The 19,390-nt window shown below is 42.9% G+C and carries 14 protein-coding genes; 7 read left to right on the forward strand and 7 right to left on the reverse strand.

The window, feature by feature from the left end; translation table 11 throughout:
• Window positions 1-562: 562 nt before the first annotated feature.
• Window positions 563-4,999 carry a choice-of-anchor E domain-containing protein gene (locus LYNGBM3L_RS21360; RefSeq protein ID WP_131827229.1) on the reverse strand — a complete coding sequence of 1,479 codons (4,437 nt, stop codon included), beginning with the start codon at window positions 4,997-4,999 and terminating at the stop codon, window positions 563-565.
• 1,211 nt (window positions 5,000-6,210) lie between these two features.
• On the opposite strand from LYNGBM3L_RS21360, the gene LYNGBM3L_RS21365 reads away from it, so the two are divergent.
• The 4 genes from LYNGBM3L_RS21365 (at window position 6,211) to LYNGBM3L_RS21380 (ending at window position 10,048) form a co-directional block, all read left to right on the forward strand.
• Window positions 6,211-7,065 carry an Rpn family recombination-promoting nuclease/putative transposase gene (locus LYNGBM3L_RS21365; protein WP_008187782.1) on the forward strand — a complete coding sequence of 285 codons (855 nt, stop codon included), beginning with the start codon at window positions 6,211-6,213 and terminating at the stop codon, window positions 7,063-7,065.
• A 115-nt stretch (window positions 7,066-7,180) separates the two neighbouring features.
• The gene (locus tag LYNGBM3L_RS21370) at window positions 7,181-7,789 is read left to right on the forward strand and encodes a hypothetical protein (protein ID WP_008187783.1); all 609 of its coding nucleotides are present in this window, start codon (window positions 7,181-7,183) and stop codon (window positions 7,787-7,789) included.
• A gap of 257 nt (window positions 7,790-8,046) precedes the next feature.
• Window positions 8,047-8,829, forward strand: coding sequence for an ABC transporter ATP-binding protein (locus LYNGBM3L_RS21375; protein WP_008187784.1), 783 nt, complete (start codon window positions 8,047-8,049; stop codon window positions 8,827-8,829).
• A gap of 118 nt (window positions 8,830-8,947) precedes the next feature.
• The gene (locus LYNGBM3L_RS21380; RefSeq protein WP_008187785.1) at window positions 8,948-10,048 is read left to right on the forward strand and encodes an acyltransferase family protein; all 1,101 of its coding nucleotides are present in this window, start codon (window positions 8,948-8,950) and stop codon (window positions 10,046-10,048) included.
• A 42-nt stretch (window positions 10,049-10,090) separates the two neighbouring features.
• On the opposite strand, the gene LYNGBM3L_RS21385 is transcribed toward LYNGBM3L_RS21380, so the two are convergent.
• Entirely contained in the window at window positions 10,091-10,825 is a 735-nt protein-coding gene (locus tag LYNGBM3L_RS21385; protein WP_008187786.1) for a response regulator transcription factor, read from the reverse strand.
• Window positions 10,826-11,201: 376 nt separating this feature from the next.
• On the opposite strand from LYNGBM3L_RS21385, the gene LYNGBM3L_RS21390 reads away from it, so the two are divergent.
• A complete protein-coding gene (locus LYNGBM3L_RS21390) occupies window positions 11,202-11,453 on the forward strand; it encodes a DUF6761 family protein (RefSeq protein ID WP_008187787.1) in 252 nt (83 codons plus the stop codon).
• Window positions 11,454-11,618: 165 nt separating this feature from the next.
• Here LYNGBM3L_RS21390 and LYNGBM3L_RS21395 read toward each other — a convergent pair whose 3' ends face one another.
• From LYNGBM3L_RS21395 to LYNGBM3L_RS44065, 4 genes are all read right to left on the reverse strand, one after another.
• Complete coding sequence (locus LYNGBM3L_RS21395) at window positions 11,619-12,851, reverse strand: glycosyltransferase (RefSeq protein WP_008187789.1); 1,233 nt, start codon at window positions 12,849-12,851, stop codon at window positions 11,619-11,621.
• A 367-nt stretch (window positions 12,852-13,218) separates the two neighbouring features.
• Window positions 13,219-14,544, reverse strand: coding sequence for an MFS transporter (locus tag LYNGBM3L_RS21400; protein ID WP_008187791.1), 1,326 nt, complete (start codon window positions 14,542-14,544; stop codon window positions 13,219-13,221).
• A gap of 174 nt (window positions 14,545-14,718) precedes the next feature.
• Window positions 14,719-15,024: a hypothetical protein gene (locus tag LYNGBM3L_RS41400; RefSeq protein WP_131827228.1), complete on the reverse strand. Its 306-nt coding sequence runs from the start codon at window positions 15,022-15,024 to the stop codon at window positions 14,719-14,721.
• 680 nt (window positions 15,025-15,704) lie between these two features.
• The gene (locus tag LYNGBM3L_RS44065; protein WP_008187796.1) at window positions 15,705-15,860 is read right to left on the reverse strand and encodes a hypothetical protein; all 156 of its coding nucleotides are present in this window, start codon (window positions 15,858-15,860) and stop codon (window positions 15,705-15,707) included.
• 318 nt (window positions 15,861-16,178) lie between these two features.
• On the opposite strand from LYNGBM3L_RS44065, the gene LYNGBM3L_RS21405 reads away from it, so the two are divergent.
• The gene (locus tag LYNGBM3L_RS21405) at window positions 16,179-17,123 is read left to right on the forward strand and encodes an FkbM family methyltransferase (protein WP_008187797.1); all 945 of its coding nucleotides are present in this window, start codon (window positions 16,179-16,181) and stop codon (window positions 17,121-17,123) included.
• Between the two features lie 82 nt (window positions 17,124-17,205).
• Here LYNGBM3L_RS21405 and queC read toward each other — a convergent pair whose 3' ends face one another.
• On the reverse strand, window positions 17,206-17,892 hold the full coding sequence (queC, locus tag LYNGBM3L_RS21410; protein ID WP_008187799.1) for a 7-cyano-7-deazaguanine synthase QueC: 687 nt from the start codon (window positions 17,890-17,892) through the stop codon (window positions 17,206-17,208).
• Window positions 17,893-18,210: 318 nt separating this feature from the next.
• Between queC and LYNGBM3L_RS21415 the strand changes: the two genes are divergently transcribed.
• Window positions 18,211-19,296 carry a Gfo/Idh/MocA family protein gene (locus tag LYNGBM3L_RS21415; protein WP_131827227.1) on the forward strand — a complete coding sequence of 362 codons (1,086 nt, stop codon included), beginning with the start codon at window positions 18,211-18,213 and terminating at the stop codon, window positions 19,294-19,296.
• The last annotated feature ends 94 nt before the right edge of the window (window positions 19,297-19,390 follow it).

Genomic DNA, 19,390 nt, shown 5'->3' on the forward strand with positions numbered 1-19,390 from the left:
TTTGGGAAATTTTTGGACATCNCTAAAAACTGAACTCATTGTGATTATAGTGATTATTGGAATGATTATAATTAGTTTTTCAAGGGTTTTATAAAAGTTTTTTTGGGGATTTTAGGGGTAATTAATAATTAATAATTAAGAATGTAGAATTAAGAATGTAGAATTGAGAATGTAGAATTAAGAATTGAGAATTAAGAATTGAGAATTAAGAATTGAGAATTAAGAATTGAGAATTGAGAATTGAGAATTGAGAATTGAGAATTGAGAATTGAGAATTAAGAATTGAGAATTAAGAATTAAGAATTAAGAATTGAGAATTGAGAATGTAGAATTAAGAATTAAGAATTAAGAATTAAGAATTAACCATTCTGGCTTCTGGCTTCTGGCTTCTGGCTTCTGGCTTCTGGCTTCTGGCTTCTGCCTTCACCATTCTACATTCTTAATTCTACATTCTTAATTCTACATTCTTAATTATACATTCTACATTATACATTCTACATTCTACATTCTTAATTATACATTCTTAATTATACATTCTGCATTCTAAATTCTTAATTCTGCCTTATTTGACTAAAGCCCGGAAGCGAATAAATCCATAGGAATTGGGTGGGTTTCCGGGTGAATCAGCGTTTGGCACATCCCCAACTTCCACTACTACTACTCCATTTTGATTGAAGGTGACATTACATCCCGATGGCACTGAGGTTCCTGGCCCGTAATACCGACCGCGATCGCTATCGGGAATATTAGTAAGATAGATGTTCGGTTCAGCTGGACCACCTGAGGCTAGGGCAGTAGTGCTCTGGAACATGGCAATCCCGACATCACTACTTGGGAAGCCAGCTGTGGCATTAAAGGAATCGGTAATAAAGGTAGTTTCCCCAGGCACTCGGTCACAGATGCGCAGGTTTTTAGCATCGTTGCTGCCATTGGAGAGGAAATATACAGTATACTCTAACTCATCCCCTGGCATCACTTGCCCAGAGTTAATTAATCCCCGCAGATACACATCAGGATTCGGCCAGTTGGGGTCATTGTCATCAGCAGCACGGTCGGAACCAACGTTATTCTCAGAACTGCCACCATCAATGCCATCGATAAAGGGTGAGCCGGATTGCGGTAGCTCTATCCACTGGTTGGTATCTTTGGGTTTAATAGCAGTAATCCGCTTGACCAGGATGACATTGGGCAAGATATTGTTATAAACTCCAACACTAGTTTGGCGTACACTCACCGTATCTGTATCCCTGGTTTCCAGGAATTCAGGACAACGGCCATTGGCATCATTACTAAGGGTATGCTCCCAGCAAGCACTAGTATTTCCGTCTTCTCCATTGGGGGTGAGACTAATCGATTGACCAGTGCTTGCCCCATCTAAGTCTCGTTGGTAGGTGTCATCCCACAGATTCAATTCAGCTGAGGGTGGAGTATTGATGGCGTTATTGGAGCCATAAGCAATGTAGTCTACAATCTTGAATTCCTCGTCATACAGCCAGATATCTTCTCCAGCATTGTTAAGTTTGGCTGCCTTTCCTAACCAATCCTGGAATGCAGCATCGGGAGCTTGATGGTCTGATGTATTGTTGCCAATCCAAATAACAGCGTATTCCCCTGGTTGGAGAGTGGTGTTGTTGGGGAAGATATAGGCCGGATTAGCAGCATCACCAGTAATGTTGCCAGTATTATCAGTACTGTTAAAAATCAGGTTGCTATCGGCTAGCTTCCAGTTACTGATATCTACAGCATTATCGGAAGAGTTATAGAGTTCGATGAATTCATCATTAGCTTCAGCACTGCTGCCAGTTTGGGCGTAGAGGACTTCGTTGATAACGATATTTCCGGCTTCCGGTGAAGCTTCTTCCGGGACTATGCTGGCTGAAGGTTCTTTCGGGACTAAACTGTAGGTATAGGTGACACACAATCCGGCGGTTGCCTCGCTACTAGAGCCAGTGGAAGCGTTCTGAGAGTTAATGAAAGTAGCTGCAGAGGTAGTATTCACCGGGATACTGACGGTTTCCACTGGTGATGAGGAGCTAATGAAATCAGCTAGGTTAGTGTACTCCTCGGTATGGGTTTCATAGGCAAGAATCGTGGGAGTCCTGCCACCGGAAGTGCCGCTAAAGTCAGGAGGATCACTACCATCGAAGGCTGGTAGATTGAAGTCGGTGGATTGGTTGTAATTTCTGGTAATATTGGCGTTAGTATCAGGCAAGGAAACACTGACTTCTCCCTCCTGGTTCACGGTTATTGTTTTTGGCTGGTCTGCCGTATTCTCGTAGATTAACTCTTGTGCAATCAGGGTACTCAGGGTTAGGTCTACCCTGGCCAGGCTCCCTAGAGCAGAATCAAATTTCTCTACGTTCAGGGTTTCAGTCCAATTGGTAGCCTGGAGTGGTATGATATCGCAAGCGACAATAGTGTTGGCTTTAAGGGTAAGTCCAGCATCAATACTGGTATTGTTGTCTCCCGCAGCCAAGGTGAAGGTATCGGTGCGACCTGTGACTGGATCGGCATCACTGTCTAGGGTGTCATCCCCAGCATCTTGGCGAGTGAAGCTATAGCCCACAGCAGGGGAGGTGAATTCAATGATGTAATCCCCTGGGTCAAGGTCGCTGAAACTGTAGTTACCACTACTGTCGGTAAAAGTGGCATCAACTAAGGTGTTGTCAGATTTGTAGATATTGACTAGGGCGTTGGGAATTCCAGGCTCTCCAGGATCTTGGATGCCATCACCATCTAGGTCTTCCCAGACTTGATCCCCTACAGAGGCAGTCGTTGGTGTAGAGTTAGCGATCGCAATTTGATAATCCTCTACCTCACCATCACTAGCGGCACCAGTAGGAGTAAGGCCAGTATCAGAACTATACCGGAAACGTGCATAAGTATTACCAACGGTAGCTCCAGCTGGTACAGTTAGGTTTAATGCGATCGCATTTCCACTAGGACTAGCATTGGTAGCAATTTGCTCACCACTATCATCAAAGTCTCCATCTGCGTTCCAGTCAATCCAAGCATTCAGCACTCCAGACCCGGCTGTAGTGATATCTAATCTAACATTATCCGATATCGGTAGAGTTTGTCCTTGTAGGCTAGCGCTATTAATTTGAACCCCATCATCGGTATCATCGGTAGCGTTATTGTTATTATCGGTGCCATCTCCAAAGCCATCCGTATCAGCTGTTACTCCTGCCCCTAAATAGGTGCTATTGTCAATGGTATGGGTAGGACCACTATTAGCGGATAAGGTTTGGTAATCCCCATTACCGGTGCTGGCGGTAGTATCAGGAGCATCACCATAGTCAACAGTTGTTGTAGGAGGCGTTACTGTAATTTCAGTACAGTCACCAAATGTCGCTGTATTTGGGTCATCCGACGTCCCTGATGCCTGATTTCCACTGGCTTCCCCTTCATAGTCAATTGAAGCCTGGTTACAAACCTTTTCCCCAGGCGCAGCTGTAACAGTGACCTCAAAGGACATGGTCACCGTCTCGTTAACGTTTAACTGCCCCCCCTGGGTGGTGTTTGCCCCCGTACCTACACGAAAGATAACGTTGGTGCCATCAAACTCAGCTTCATCAGTAGCACCATCGGTTTTAGTCACTCCATTAATTTTCAACGATCCCGGTACAAAGGTTGTTCCTGTCGGAATGATATCCGTAATCACCGTGTTAACGGCGTTATCATTCCCTGTATTTGTAACACTAATGGTATAACCAATCGTATCCCCATTCTGATAAGTTGTTTGGGGGGTGGTCTTCTCAAACTCAGTGACCAGATTCGGTTCAAACACCTCCACCCCAAAGAAGTAAACCATAGGCCAGATGCCATCACCTGACGTGGATAGGTTCAAATCAATACTGGTTGCATTGGTCGGAATGACGTTGTTGGCTTCGTTCCAAGCCGTCAGATCTAGAAGATCAATATCCACAACCATATTGTAGGGATCATTAGGAGTACGACTTGTGACATGAGACCCATACTGAGAAATTGTGCTGTTATAAAAGTTATTTAATGGGTTCACGGGGTCGGACACCGGAGTATTATTAATCGACAGTGTATCGCCGCTTACATCCGGCTCGCCATCCCCCGCGAATGCACCCATAAAGACACTAAAGCCTGGTGTTGGTGGCGTCCTTAGCCCAGTTAAGGTTTGGGTATTGCCGGTATTGAACCCTGAGAAGTCGTACCCGTCGAAAACAGTCATATTCCGTCGGGGCTCACTTGGATCTTCGTACACCACGATTAATGACCAACCAGCATTGGGATAGGTAAATCCTGTGCCTGTACTTGCCTGTACATTCGCTAGAGTATAGGTACCACTCCCAGCCGCTTGCACCAAACTTGTCACATCCGCGAAGGAGCTGTATACATCCCAGCCGCTTGTTGCAGAGTTATCAATACTTGTGAACGTATCTGCCGTAACGGTCTGATAGCCTCCCTCTGGCGTAGCTAACAAGGCTTCATTTCGCTTACTGGCATCCGGTGCAGGCGTGGTGGCACCGTCAGAGGTGCCCCCCCAGTAAAGACCTGCAAACAACACATTGGCACCGACAGGCAGGGTTAAATCGGCAGAGCTAGAGTTAAAGGTACTTGGATCGCTATCGGAATCTAGCATCTGCATGGCCAGACCACCGCTGTTGTTGCCGACATTGCCAGTGGCTAGTCCGTTTAAGCAGGATGCATTGGTGCGATCGCAAATCAATGAGGCATTACCAATCGCCACCATATTACCGGGCACGTGGGCGCTGTAACGCAAACTAAATGGCCTTGGCCCTGTGGCGAGTGACGCATCAATACCAACCTGCCCTGCTACTTCAGTAGGAGTAGACACCAGCAAAGCAGAACCTGTCACCAGGATCGGGAAAGTAGCTTTAGCTAGGTTAGTTATGCCCATCAGGTTAAAGCCTAAAGGCTGCCAATCAGAATTTACCTCAGATGCCCGAGGAGAGTCTGAGGAATGGTTTGGGATTTTTTTGAGATAATTGAATAAAGATTTCATAACTGGCCGGAATGAATTAAAGAGAAAAGCTAATTGGTAACTGACCCAACTAGTCTTGATGTCAATCAATTATTTAGTTGAGCAACACCGAATAAATAACTAATCGTGGCTCTAGGAAAGTTGCTATGTAAAACGTTTATAAAATAATTATGATAATCATGATCTGGCAGGAGTTTTAGTTTTTGAAAGAATAATTTTTAATAAATTACCCGCCCGATCAGAATTAGTGGGCAATAAGCGCGGTTTTATGCATACAATCAGTTCGGTAGAGCCCTAATCATTAATAACAAATAACTCAGCTTTCAGTACTGAGCACTCAGATAAGCGATTGACCCTAGGTCACGCTACTTGAGGTGCATCCGATTTTCCTCCTAGTTAAACTACTCTTGTGATCTAGGATTGCTTGATTGATGTGGTTATTGCCTAGAGAGAATTACGGAATTTTGATCAGGTTACGGAGGAAATGATATCCGTGAATTCCACATCTCCCTGAGTTAGGTGTTAGGTTAATCCTTCTAGTGCCTAATAGCTATTTTAGTAATTGTTAATTGTTAATTGTTAATTGGTAAGCATTCAGATAATGCGCTACTTGAGGTGCTACTTGAGGTGCTATCAGCTATCATCTGATTCCCTATGGGCACTCTACTTGAGGTTAATTCAGCCATTGGCCTTTGGAAAACGGCTGAATGCTTATGTTAATTGGTAATTTTAAATTATAATTAATGTGCATGATTAAAGCAATCGACAAATAGCGTTACTAGTAGAGTTACTAGGGAAATCAATAACAGACCTGACGTTACCGGTAGAGTAAATTTACCCATGAGCAGTAGAGTGTATTATTAAACTAACCGACAGCTATACTTATTCCTAGAGTTACTGAGTAAATCAGCAATATACCTAAGGTTACCGGTAGAGTAAATTTACCCATGATCAGTAGATAAGATTATTAAACCAACCAGCAACTAGCGTTACCGGTAGAGTTACTGGGGAAATCAATAACAGAGCTGATCTGATCGGTAGAGTAAATTTACCCATGATCAGTAGATAAGATTATTAAACCAAGCAGCAACTAGCGTTACCGGTAGAGTTACTAGGAAAATCAATAAAGTAAATTCCACCTATAATAAAATCAATTAATTTTTGAGTTAACACTGCTTGTTAACTATACTAATCCCTACTCCCTACTCCCTACTCCCTACTCCCTACTAATCATGGCCAAGACACACATCCGCTTTGACTGGGCGATCAAAAAACTGCTGAGGGATAAAGCTAATTATGTTGTCCTAGAAGGCTTGATCACCGAATTACTAGGAGAAGAGATTACTATTGAATCTATTTTAGAAGGCGAAAGTAATCGGCTCACCGAAGACAATAAACTGAATCGGGTTGATATTCTAGCGCTCAATAGTGCTGGAGAGTTACTGCTAGTGGAAGTCCAAAATAGTTCCGAAAATGATTACTTTCACCGGATGCTATTTGGCGTCTCCACACTGCTCACGCAATATCTAGATAAAGGAGAGCCCTATAGTAAACTCAAAAAAGTCTACTCCATTAATATTGTTTACTTTACCCTGGGGCAAGGACAAGATTACATCTATGAAGGGAAACTAGATTTACGAGGTCGTCATCATCAAGACTCCTTAGGGTTATCCAGTCTCCAGAAAGAGTTGTTCAAACTAGAGAAAGTATACCAGATATTTCCCGAATATTATATCTTGAGAGTCAACCAGTTTGATAATGTAACTAGAAACAATTTAGATGAATGGATCTATTTCCTAAAGAATAGTGAAATCAAGGAAGAGTTCCAAGCCAGAGGATTAGCCGAGGCCAAGGATAAGCTCAGGATTGATAATTTACCATTACCAGAAAGGGTTGCTTATCAGAAATATCTGGAAAATAAACGGTATGAAATTAGCCTGTTGGCAGGAGCAGAAGCAGCTGGAAAATTACAGGGGAGAGCAGAGAAAGCTATAGAAATAGCCCAAGCTATGAAAGCAAGAGGGATTGATTTGGATTTAATCGTGGCAACAACTGGTTTAACTAAAGAAGACGTTGAAAATTTTTGAATGGTCGCTAAGGGATTAAACCTTGAGGTATAATAAATTAATTCTGAAAATTTTTCTGCCCTTTTTACTACTCCCTACTCCCTATTACCTATTCCCTGATTAAACCATTTTAATTATGTCACCAAATCAAAAAAAAGCATCTGAAACTAAACCTGAAAATAACCCTGAAAATAAACAGTATAGCCCTTCTGTATTTCGCATCTCTCCTATAATTCGGATTACCCTAATCACATTTTATTGGGCGCTGTTGATACCATTACCGTTTTTAGCTAAAGTATCATCGACTCCGGTATCGCCAATAATCCTGTGGATAGGAATTAGCTTAGGATTTATCGCCCTCTATGGTGCCTTAAGCGAACAGGTGATTGTAGATGACGAAAAAATTCAGGTAGCTTATCCCAATTGGGTGCCCCGATTCTTCCGCAAAGGTTGGCAATTACACTGGAAAGAGGTGAAAGACTTAAAAATGCGCACCACAGGTCAAGGAGGGCTTGTTTACTATTTCGTTAGCCAGTCTTATGACCAAGCTTACTTGCTGCCAATGCGAGTAGTGGGATTTAATCGCTTAGTTAAGTTAGTACAAAACTATACCGGGATAGATACTACCGATATTCGTCCCCTAGCCCAGCCTTGGATGTATCTAATTTTGTTCGGATTCACCCTCTTGCTATTACTTGTAGATGCCTGGACCATAACCACAGCTATCAATCAGGGTTTGATGTAAGCATTCAGCTATCAGCTCTCAGCTCTCAGCTAATGGGCTACGCGCACGGTACTTGAGGTACTATAGCACTACCCATTAAGATGTTTGACATTCCTAAACTCCGAAACGTAAGTAATCCCTTACTTTTGACTTCTGACGCAATAACCTTGCTGACTTGGGCGTAGCGCTATAAAAGCACTATCTGTAGCACCATCTGTAGCCCATTAGCTGAGAGCTCTCAGCTAAAACATTGATAATTTTTAATTGGAGCAAAGCGATTGACTAATCCCCTGTTGCAGCTAAAGCAGGTAAGCCTGACCCTCTCAACCAGGGCTAAAGCAGCTGGAATACCTATATTAACTGATATTTCTTTCGAGGTCAGCCCATGCGATCGCATCAGCGTGATTGGACCATCTGGTGCTGGTAAAACCTCTCTGTTGCGGCTGTTGAACCGATTAAGTGAGTCCACCCAGGGAACAATTTACCTAGATAATCAGAACATCCGGAATATCCCTGTCCTAGAATTGCGGCGACAGATCATGCTGGTTCCTCAAGAACCAAAATTGTTAGGAATGACCGTTCAGGAGGCTCTAGCTTATCCGTTGGTATTGCAACAGCTGCCAAAAAAAGCGATTGGCCGTAGGCCACGCTACGCGAACGCACAACGGACACAAGAGATTCGAGAGAGACTGCGCATCCCAGCGGAGTGGTTAGAGCGTACAGAGTTACAACTGTCTTTGGGACAACGGCAATTGGTTGCGATCGCACGAGCACTAGTTGTCCAACCAAGGATAGTGTTACTTGATGAGCCCACCTCAGCCTTAGATGCTGGTATAGCCTCTCAGGTGATCAGGGTATTTACCGATTTAGCCCGAAAGGAGCAGATCACAATTTTGATGGTCAATCACCAGCTAGATATGGCTGAGTTATTTTGTAATCGACTATTGTATTTGCAAGATACTCAGTTACTCCAAGACAGTCCAGCTGAGCAGATTAATTGGCAACAATTACGAGAGAGATTAGTACAAGCAGAAGCTAAAGCATCTCAAGAGTGGGCTTAATCATTTGTTGACAGTTGACGGTTATTTTAATTTTGCCTATTGCCTCTTGTCTATTGCCTATTGCCTCTTGTCTATTGCCTATTGCCTCTTGTCTATTGCCTATTGCCTCTTGCCTATCATGCGTCTAACCTCTCTTGATGTCTTTCGAGGTATTGCCATGGCTAGCATGATTCTAGTCAACAATCCCGGAAGTTGGTCTTATGTCTATCCCCCCTTACTTCACGCTAAGTGGCATGGTTTTACACCCACAGACTTAGTATTTCCTGCCTTTTTATTTATTGCTGGTGTAGCAATGGCTTTTTCCTTAGTCAAGTACACCAATAACAACCAATCCGTATCCCAGGGGTATTGGCGTATTGGCAGGCGATGTGCCATTCTATTTGCCCTAGGCTTACTGCTCAATGGTTTTCCGACTTACAACTGGGATACTATTCGGATTATGGGTGTCTTGCAGCGCATTAGTCTTGCCTATTTCCTTAGTGCTGTAGCAGTGCTAAATCTAAGACGACGGGGTTTGTGGGTACTGACCGGAATAGTTTTGCTAGGGTACTGGGCAGCGATGTCTTTAGTACCAGTTCCTGATTATGGTGCTGGTAATCTGACACCGGAAGGGAATTTTGCTGCCTATATCGACCGTATGGTATTGGGAACAAACCATTTGTATAAACAAGCTCAATTTGATCCAGAAGGACTGTTTAGCACCTTCCCAGCGGTAGTAACTGTCTTGGCTGGCTATTTCGTTGGGGACTGGCTACGCCATCAACCGATACCGTCCCGCACTAGTTTGGGATTAGTACTATTTGGTGTAGGTTGTCTTGGTTTAGGCTGGGTTTGGGATTTCTGGTTCCCAATTAACAAGCAGTTATGGACAAGTTCCTATGTAGTCTTTTCTGCTGGTTGGTCGATGCTGTTACTAGCTGCTTGTTATGAGTTAATTGAAGTGCGGGGATTTCGCAGATGGGGATGGCCGTTAGAAGTAATGGGGTTAAATGCGATTTTTCTGTTTGTCGCATCTGGTTTAGTAGTTCGCATCCTATATCGAACTAAGGTAGGGACAGGTGATAATGCTGTGAGTACCTATACTTGGATTTATGAAAATCTGTTTCGGTCGTGGGCTGGAGCCATGAATGGTTCTTTGATCTTTGCCATAGTCAATGTACTGTTGTGGTGGTTGATTCTCTATGGGATGTATCGGCGACGCTGGTTGATCAGGATTTAATGGTTAAGGGTTAAGGGTTAATGGTTAATGGTTAATTAACCATTAATAAATCTTTTGGGCTGCCAGTTCTGTCCCAAGTTTTGGATTATTCTCGTTTATGCCTTGATTAAACCGATAGCCAACATTGCGAACCGTTTGAATAATGTTGGGTTGTCGAGGATCAGTTTCTATTTTTTTGCGTAGGGCAAGGACGTGGGTATCGATGGTGCGCGGATTGTCAATAGCATTGGGCCAAGCGCGGCGCAATAATTCAGAGCGACTCAAAGGCATTCCCTCTGCTTGGGCGAGTACATAGAGCAAACTAAATTCTTGTGGAGTCAGGTCAATAAACTCTTCTTTGAAGCGGACACGACGCTGGACTAAATCAATTTTGAGATCACCGTAGTCCAGAGACAGGGGAGCTACCGTAATGCGGAGGCGACGAATTAGGGCTTCCACCCGTGCCATAAATTCCTGTATACCAAAGGGCTTGGTGAGGTAATCGTCTGCCCCAGCTTTAAGACCAGTGACGATATCTCTTTCACTATTACGAGCAGACAACATTAAAATTAGAGATTTTCGCTGCTGCTGAAGCCAGCAGCAAAATTCAACCCCATCGCTGTCTGGTAAATCAGAGTCTAGGATAACCAGAGTGGGTTGGCGATGGTGAAAGTCTTCCTTGGCTTGCTCAAGATTTTGTGATTGGTACACCCCATAACCGGATTTCTTCAGGTGCGACCCTAGAAGCGATCGCAAATGAGGGTTTCCTTCAATAATCTGAATTCTAACTGAGCCCACGGCACATTAAAGTCCTCTTAGCCTTAGCCGTTGGTATTTAATCATAGCAAAGGTCAGGTCAACATTCTGTAACAACTGCTACTTATGATCCCGATATTGGCTTGCGTTCTTCCAATACGACTTCCTAGTGGCAGCAAATGGACCAGGTCAGAGGGACAATAAGGACAATAGTAAAATTTCAATTTACCATTAATTTTAACTGACCATTTTAGATTATAGCATATAAGATGCAATTTAGTCTAGGTAACATAACAAATAATTGAGAAAAGTATTGAGGACTTGCTACTTTTGCTAAACTGAAGTTAAGTTGGCGTATCCGAGTTTCTACTGAGTGAGCCAATACCGCTACTGTTGATACTCAAAATTTCTTAAGACTATGCTGCAAGATCCTCAAGCTATACGCTGCTATCAAAAACTTACTGACTCCCTAGTCGATTTGTGGAATCGAGGTTATAGCTTCGATGAATTGCGGCTATATATCGATGGCTATCTTTCTGCCCTCAAACACACAAATACCCTTGAATCCTATATAACCTACCGCTTAGAAGAAGATGCCATTCGTTATCTTCGTGATCCATCCAACTTTGAGATGGTACCAATGCCGCAGCCAGAAACCGACTACTATTAAACCTTAAACACACAGAACCCCACTGAATCCGATCAAGTCCATGGGAGTACTCATCCTATCCGTTAGCTGGTAATAGGCAATTACCAATTATCCATTACCCATTACCCATTACCCATTACCAAAAAGCGATAGGCTATTCTCTTGAGTAATTAACTGGACTTGATATCAGTGGGTTTTCTTGGCAATCTGCTTTTCCCAAATACCAACTAAATTCTGAACCCTTTCATCCCAACCATACTGGGAAACACACTCCCTACCGTTGCGACCCATTTCCTGTCGCAACGCTGGGTTCTCAATTAATACTTTGAGCTTGTCGCAGAAATCTTCCTGATTCTGGGGAGTGAACAAAAAACCATTCCATCCGTCTTGGATATTCTCCACTACCCCACCTGCTTCAGGAGCGAGCACAGGAATTCCAGCTGCGAAGGCTTCTAATATAGTTAGCCCTCTAGTCTCCTTTTCTGATGCTGTGATATGAATATCACTGTTGACCAAAAGAGCTGGAACATTTTCCGGTGGCACTCTACCCAGTAAGTAACTATTAGGTGTTAACTTGCTTAAGCGGGTAGCAATCTCATCCCGCATCGAACCATCACCAGCAATGATCAGTGCGATTTTGTCACTGTTGACCTCTTGTACAACTCGTGAAAAGGCATTTAGGGTAAATTCCCACCCCTTATCTGGAGTTAACCGACCTAGAAAAATTAACTTAACTTTCCCCTCAACCTCTGGAATATCATAGTTCTTTTCGAAAAACTGTTCTTCCCGTAAACCAGGATAGAATTTACTAGCATCAAAGCCAACTAAATTGGCATGTAGGGTGTTTTTAATGCCCAGATTGATAATTTTTTTATGGGTAATCCGACTAGAAACTAGGGTGACATCATAAGAATTATACACTGAAATCAATATGGTTTTAAAAATAAATTTAATTCCAGCGACGACCAGAGACGGTAGAGAAAAGTAATCTTCGGCATAGTCAATAAAATTAGTCCTAAAAAAACTCACACAGGGAATACCAGCTTTTTTGGCAAAAGCCACCCCAGGCACTCGAAAAAATCCAAAAAACAGTCTTTCTGGTTCATCAACATGAATAATATCGGGCTGGAATTTTTTTAATTCCTGGAGGAGGATTGAATAGGAACTCCTGCGCACCTGACGCTCAAAGTCCAAGTCCATGAATGAGGTACTCGGTAAATTGATGATTCTCACTCCAGGCAGGATTTGACCAGTATAATCTCGCCAATTGGGATAGACATGTTCTAAAGCACTGTACTCAGGACAAAATAACAACACCTGGTGTCCCCACTGACTCAGTCGTTGTAGCCTAGATAATCCACTAACTGTTACGCCATCAATGACAGGCAAGAATCCAGAGGTGATAATAGCAATTTTCATAGGTGAATAGAATTATCCCACTCAGAGCGTGTTTAATTTTTAGGGGCAAAGCATTGACGATGCGTCCCAATTGTTGCATAAATCATGTCAGAACAGGTAAGGCAAATGTGATCAGGAGAGGGAATTGAGGAAGAGCACAACAATTCTATCTTCTCTATCTTCCCCATCTTCCCCTGAACCATGATCAGTATCTGTATGTAAATACTTCGCCCATCCCAGGAGTTAGGAAACGTTTCATACCAAATCCGGGTTAATTACCCCCTTTTTCAGCAAAAAGCATGAGGAGCTTCAGGAGCTTCAGGAGCTTCAGGAGAACAGGAGAAAGAATGCTGGAATCATAACGGGGGTTTTTGGAGCGAATTTGGTATCAAACACTAGTCGAAGTAGTTAAACCTAGGTTAGGGTGAATCGCATCCGGCAGTTCCTTTTCCACTCGCCGTATGGGTGGATATCGATAAGCGATAAAGCTTGCCAGGATGTTCAGAATTCCCATCAACAGCAACAGCAAGCCCATCCCACGCCCTGGACCAACTCCAATGATATGCCCAATACTACCTGCTAACAGTCCATCGGTAGCCATCATCGGTTCTAAAACATGATCGACTAACGGTCCGGTTAGCATGTGGGCAAGGATCAATAAGGAGTTTTCGATGGCCAGTTGTAAGGCGAAGACCCGTCCTTGCAGATTAGCTGGGACTTTGTTCTGCCAGATAGTTTGATTACAGCTAACGATAATGGGTTGAGCAAATAAAACACCAAACGCTCCAAGAGCAGCTAAGTTCACAGAAGCGCGGCACCCACCTAAAAGTAAGAACAAGCCTTGCAGGATTACAAAGCTAAAAATACCGTATATCCTGGGCTTGGGTCCTCCCCAGGTAGCCATGACCAAGCTACCAATCAGCATCCCACAACCACCAATAGATAAAATCACCCCAAGTTCAGCACTGGAGGCAAAACTTAACACCAGTGGCCAGAACAACACCTGAAGAATACCCATACTGAAGTAGACCACGGCAAAGAACATCAGCAACCCTCGTAGTCCTTGCCGTTTGGCAATGTAACGCCAGCCTGATACTAGATCTTGGCGCAGTTGGGAGAAGTGGGCTTGCTTTTGATGAGTGTGATGGCTAGACTGGAGATGGGGAATCTGAACCCTTAGCAATGTCACTAGGGCAAAGATGAATGTGATGAAGTCTATTAATAGAATTCCCTGCAAGTGGATGGTCTCCAGCAGCACACCCGCCAAGGTCGGTCCAAGAATCTTGGCAGTTGCCCTAGAGGCTTGCATCATGCCATTAGCACGGCTAAGATGTTCTTGAGGCATCAGCTGAGTCGTAGCTGCTGTATAGGCTGGCAACTGGAAAGCCTTAAACGTTGAACTGATTGCTACGACTAGGTAAATGTGCCAGATGTCTAACCTGCCCGAGAACACCAGAGCCATAACCACCAGTGTGCTAGCCCCTGCCACAGAGTCGCTGAGAATCATCGCCCAGCGTCTATTCCAGCGGTCTACGAATGTACCAGCTATGGGTGAGATGATAATATTGGGTAAGTGAATAAATAAAGAAATTAGGGCAAATTGGGTGATTGAACCAGTAGTCTGGTAAGCCCAAACACCCAGAGCAAATTCGGTAAGATTAGACCCCAGAAGGGATACTAGTTGTCCCAACCAGATCAGAAAGAAAATCTGCATTTATTGTGTCTTTTTCTACTTTACTCGTCGTTATACTCCGCCATCGGCGGGATTATTGTACCTTTTATACATGAATGACTGAACCCCTTGCCAGTTCCCGCTAAGCTTACACCTTGATGATTTAACAGTCTAGCTTGGGGAAAAAGACTGTTGTGGGTGGGCTTACTGATATATTTAGTATGCTGGCAAGTGTTGTTTTTGAGGGTACCCTTGATGAGTACTCTTTGTGACATTGTGGTGAAATTGTCTTGATGCAAACTGCGAGTGAGGAGACCACGGCAGTCGCTCATGGGGAGGGGCTGTGTGCGGAACCTGCGTCCGCACCTTGAAAGCCCCGTGGAGACCACGGCAGTCACTCATGGGGGAACCCCCAAGACCGCACTGCCTCCCCAAGACCGCACTGCCTCCCCAAGACCGCACTTGCTCCCCAATGGCTGCGCTGCATCGCTTTTGCCCGACAACCGCCTCTGTGGGTGACATGGTGCCGAATTTCCTGATCAGAATAATTCCGTAGTACCTATCTCAACAGGAAGGAAGACATGAGCAATTGTGGACACCTATCTTGAGAAGCTCCACAGCCGAGAGCTGACTGCTGACTCGTTACCAACTAGTTACGTTTAGTGGCAAGAAAAGAGCAGTTACTCTGGTTATTAAGAAGAGTTTCAACAGTTAGGATGAAAATTGATGTGATTTCCATTCACTATTATATACTTGATTGGCAAATAAAACAAGTCTCCTAAACCGTAGTTTTAAATCAATTGAGATATTGAGATATTGAATATGCTTAACTATATCTAGTTCCTTATCTAGTTCCGTTTTAGATTGTTTGAGGTCACTAGTTGAATTTTTTTGTTGAGCGTTTATCCCTGACACTCAAGCGTCAAGCGTCAACTGTAACCCTATTAAATTGATTTCAACCTATCGGTTATGAAATATACTTCGGTTTGAACCCCCAGAGTATCCCGAAAATCACTCCCAGCATTTGGAATCATAATGATTTACTTGAATTTCGGTCAGAGCTTGAGCTAAAAGACACCATTGGATTGACAAGACATGCTTTGATTGGACGCGATCGCATATTTTTGTAAAACTACTCAACGTTAAACCAGTAACTATAAATATTTTCATAGTATGATCAGTCGTTATCGTTTTATTCACCCTTACTGATCCACATATTGCTGGTCATCGGGATTTTCTCGCTCCTCCAGAATATCCGTTCGCTTAGGGTGACCTACGGTCAATCGCGTAGCGTGGCTCACGGCCTCTCCTTCCTCATAACCGAAAATTTTGCCAAAATGGCAACCAATTACTAACATGGATGAGTCAATATTGTATAGATACAGGTTTATTTACTCTTAAGTCAACTGCCATCTAAATCCATGTCGAAATGATTATATTCGGAAGAGGATTAACATAAAATCCAGGGTAAAGAATATCGCCAGAGTCTTATTGATTTTTATAATTTTAATGAAATTTAAATTAAGATTGCTTAAAATTGCTTTAATTAACTAAAATTCAATCAGGGTGCTTTACTACACTATAAGTAAGTCAGTAATATCTCTGTCGATATAACTACTTATAATTAGTGATATTACTACTGTGCAGTTTAATCAATATAGTTAACGAAAATACCTATGGTATTAAACGCAAATAAACTATCTGAAATAACTATTAAACTAACAGCTACCCTGACAGCAGAACCCTTCAATGAATCTGTTAATTTATGGATGGAAGATATAAATATTCCATCCCAAATAAACTTATCAAAATCTAATCAAGATGTTGAACAAATACTTGATAAGTCTAGTCTAATATCTACTCAAAAAAATGGCAGTCCTGTCATCTCCTCAAGTTTTGAAGATTGGATCAGGTCTCCTGCCAATCAGCCCTTATCAGCAAATCATCAGTATAACTTAACGTTAGCTACCAATTTTGATATTCTTAAAGCCGAAGCATTACTAGCTAATTATAACGATTACCAATTACCAAATAATTTAGTAATTGTTCATGAAAATGAACAAGAAACTGAGGAATTATATCAAGAAATATTTGAAAAACAAACCTATATTAAACATGGCATAACTATCCATGATGGGGATTGTATTTTTGATATAGGGGCAAACATCGGTATGTTCACCCTGTTTGCCCAGCAAATCTGTAAAAATGCCAGACTATTCTCCTTTGAAGCCTTACCAGATGTTTTTGAACTGTTGCAGATCAATGCATCACTGTATGGCTCCAATGCCAAAGTCTTCAATTTTGGACTTTCCAAGCACTCAAAGACTATATCTAGTTTTATTCATAAACAGAACATTGAAAAAATTGATTTACTCAAAATTAATGCTGATCAACCTCAGCTAGATATCTTGGCTGGCATCAAGGAGAAGGATTGGGAAAAAATTCAGCAAATTGTCATGGAGGTTGATCAGATTACAGCAGGGATAAAACTAAAGCAGATCACAAACTTACTCCAAAGGAAAGGCTACCAGTTAGTGATTGATCAAGAATTATTGCTGGCAGATACAGGGGTTTACCGTATCTACGCCAGACGTAACTATCGGCTAAATCAATTCTCCTAGTATCCAACAGGAATGAAAATCCCTGTTCTTCTACCAACACACTGATTACTCAGTTTACTCAGCACCCTTCACACTGAGGCACTCAGCCTTCCTGATAAGGAAGTGGATCGTCCAATCCCAACTCAGCAAAGGCAGCCAATCGCAACCGACAAGCATCACAAACACCACAAGCTAGATCGTTACCTGTGTAGCATGACCAGGTTTTTTCCCAAGGAACACCCAGCTGATTGCCTAATTGGATAATTTCGGTTTTTTTCAGGTCAATCAGAGGAGTGAAAATTTTAATTCCATTGCCCTCCCTACCTTGTTTTGTGCCCAAATCAAAAGCTGTCTGCATTGCTTTGATATAATCCGGACGGCAATCTGGATACCCAGAATAATCCAAGGCATTGACACCCACATAGACTCCCTCAGCACCAATTGCTTCTGCATAGGATAAGCCAAAGCTCAGAAAAATCGTGTTACGGGCTGGAACGTAGGTAATGGGGATTTCTTGAGACATCTGCTCTAGACTACGCTCCTTGGGTAGGTCAAGGTTATCATCGGTTAACGCTGAACCTCCCCACTGCCGTAAGTCAAACCTGACTACCTGATGTTCCTTAACACCTGCTGCAGTAGCAATTGCGTAGGCTGATTTGAGTTCTCGTCGATGTCGCTGCTGATAATCAAAGGAAAGGGCATAACACTCATAACCGTCTCCTACTGATTGATACAAAACTGTAGCAGAGTCTAAACCTCCAGATAACAACACAATTACTTTCTTAGACATGATCCAACCAGATATCACAAGTCTCATCAGGATAATGCCTAATCAAACGTTTTGCACTGTTACTACAACTACCAATTAATAATTTCATTGCTCTGTCAACAGACAACCCACAAACTGACACATAGGGTTAGTGTTCCATATTTCGTCAAACCACAATAAATATAGAACACATGTTTTAAAGGTTCTTTTAGCTTGAGTGGGATGGACAAAGCTTTGAAATTCTTCACATTTATAGTTGCTGTGGTACTATCTGGATGGTTTAAGGCGACTTAGATTAAGTAAATCGACTTATTACCAGTGGTGGAGGAGCAAAAAAGAGTGCAGAATAGTACTTATCAAAGACATCGAGATCATCAAGTCCAGCGCAACTTACCGCAGCCAATCAAAATCGGTGTGATTGGCGTTGGCAATATGGGACAACATCATGCCCGAGTTTTGAGTCTTCTCAAAGACGTTGAAATTGTGGGTGTGGCAGACATTAACGTCGAGCGTGGTTTAAATATTGCCAGTAAGTACCGTGTTCGCTTTTTTGAAGATTATCACGATCTTCTTCCCTATGTAGAGGCGGTTTGCATTGCAGTACCGACCCGTCTACATCATGACGTCGGGATGACTTGTCTACAAGCTGGAGTGCATATCTTAATTGAAAAACCGATTGCCGCTAGTATTGCTGAGGCAGAATCGTTAGTAAATGCAGCAGCAGAGTCCCAATGTATTCTCCAAGTTGGACATATTGAACGTTTTAACCCAGCTTTCCTTGAACTGAGCAAAGTTCTCAAGACAGAACAATTGCTGGCTGTGGAAGCTCATCGCATGAGTCCCTACTCTGACCGAGCCAATGATGTCTCGGTGGTTTTGGATCTCATGATTCATGATATAGATCTATTACTAGAATTGGTAGCCTCACCTGTGACAAGGTTAACCGCTAGTGGCAGCCGTGCTTCTGATTCCGGGTATTTAGATTACGTCACTGCTACCTTGGGGTTTGCCAATGGTATTGTTGGTACTGTCACGGCCAGTAAAGTGACACACCGAAAAATCCGTCGCATCGCTGCCCATTGCAAAAATTCTCTGACGGAAGCTGATTTCCTAAATAATGAGATTCTAATTCATCGGCAAACCACTGCCAATTATATGACCGACTATGGTCAAGTGCTTTACCGACAGGATGGTTTGATTGAGAAGGTTTATACCAGTAATATTGAACCACTCCATGCTGAGTTAGAACACTTTGTCAATTGTGTACGGGGTGGTAATCAACCTTCTGTCGGAGGTGAACAAGCTCTGAAAGCACTGCGCTTGGCCAGTTTGATTGAGCAGATGGCTCTTGATGGTCAAGTTTGGCACAACGTAGACAATGGGAATCATAAACTCCATACTTCCGTCATGACAGTTCCGTGTTAGTGACTTGTTGTTGATTTGTTGTTGATGATGTAGGGGTCAGTTGCACTTGTAACTGACCGACATTAGGGGGAGCCCAATAGGGTAAGGAACAAAT

The organism is Moorena producens 3L, from assembly GCF_000211815.1.
Lineage (GTDB): Bacteria > Cyanobacteriota > Cyanobacteriia > Cyanobacteriales > Coleofasciculaceae > Moorena > Moorena producens.

Bases quoted from the DNA above. Each gene is read 5' to 3' on its own strand.
- LYNGBM3L_RS21360 (WP_131827229.1), bottom strand. From the start codon at position 4,999: ATGAAATCTTTATTCAATTATCTCAAAAAAATCCCAAACCATTCCTCA.
- LYNGBM3L_RS21365 (WP_008187782.1), top strand. From the start codon at position 6,211: ATGGCCAAGACACACATCCGCTTTGACTGGGCGATCAAAAAACTGCTG.
- LYNGBM3L_RS21370 (WP_008187783.1), top strand. From the start codon at position 7,181: ATGTCACCAAATCAAAAAAAAGCATCTGAAACTAAACCTGAAAATAAC.
- LYNGBM3L_RS21380 (WP_008187785.1), top strand. From the start codon at position 8,948: ATGCGTCTAACCTCTCTTGATGTCTTTCGAGGTATTGCCATGGCTAGC.
- LYNGBM3L_RS21390 (WP_008187787.1), top strand. From the start codon at position 11,202: ATGCTGCAAGATCCTCAAGCTATACGCTGCTATCAAAAACTTACTGAC.
- LYNGBM3L_RS21395 (WP_008187789.1), bottom strand. From the start codon at position 12,851: ATGAAAATTGCTATTATCACCTCTGGATTCTTGCCTGTCATTGATGGC.
- LYNGBM3L_RS21400 (WP_008187791.1), bottom strand. From the start codon at position 14,544: ATGCAGATTTTCTTTCTGATCTGGTTGGGACAACTAGTATCCCTTCTG.
- LYNGBM3L_RS41400 (WP_131827228.1), bottom strand. From the start codon at position 15,024: ATGTCACCCACAGAGGCGGTTGTCGGGCAAAAGCGATGCAGCGCAGCC.
- LYNGBM3L_RS44065 (WP_008187796.1), bottom strand. From the start codon at position 15,860: ATGTTAGTAATTGGTTGCCATTTTGGCAAAATTTTCGGTTATGAGGAA.
- LYNGBM3L_RS21405 (WP_008187797.1), top strand. From the start codon at position 16,179: ATGGTATTAAACGCAAATAAACTATCTGAAATAACTATTAAACTAACA.
- queC (WP_008187799.1), bottom strand. From the start codon at position 17,892: ATGTCTAAGAAAGTAATTGTGTTGTTATCTGGAGGTTTAGACTCTGCT.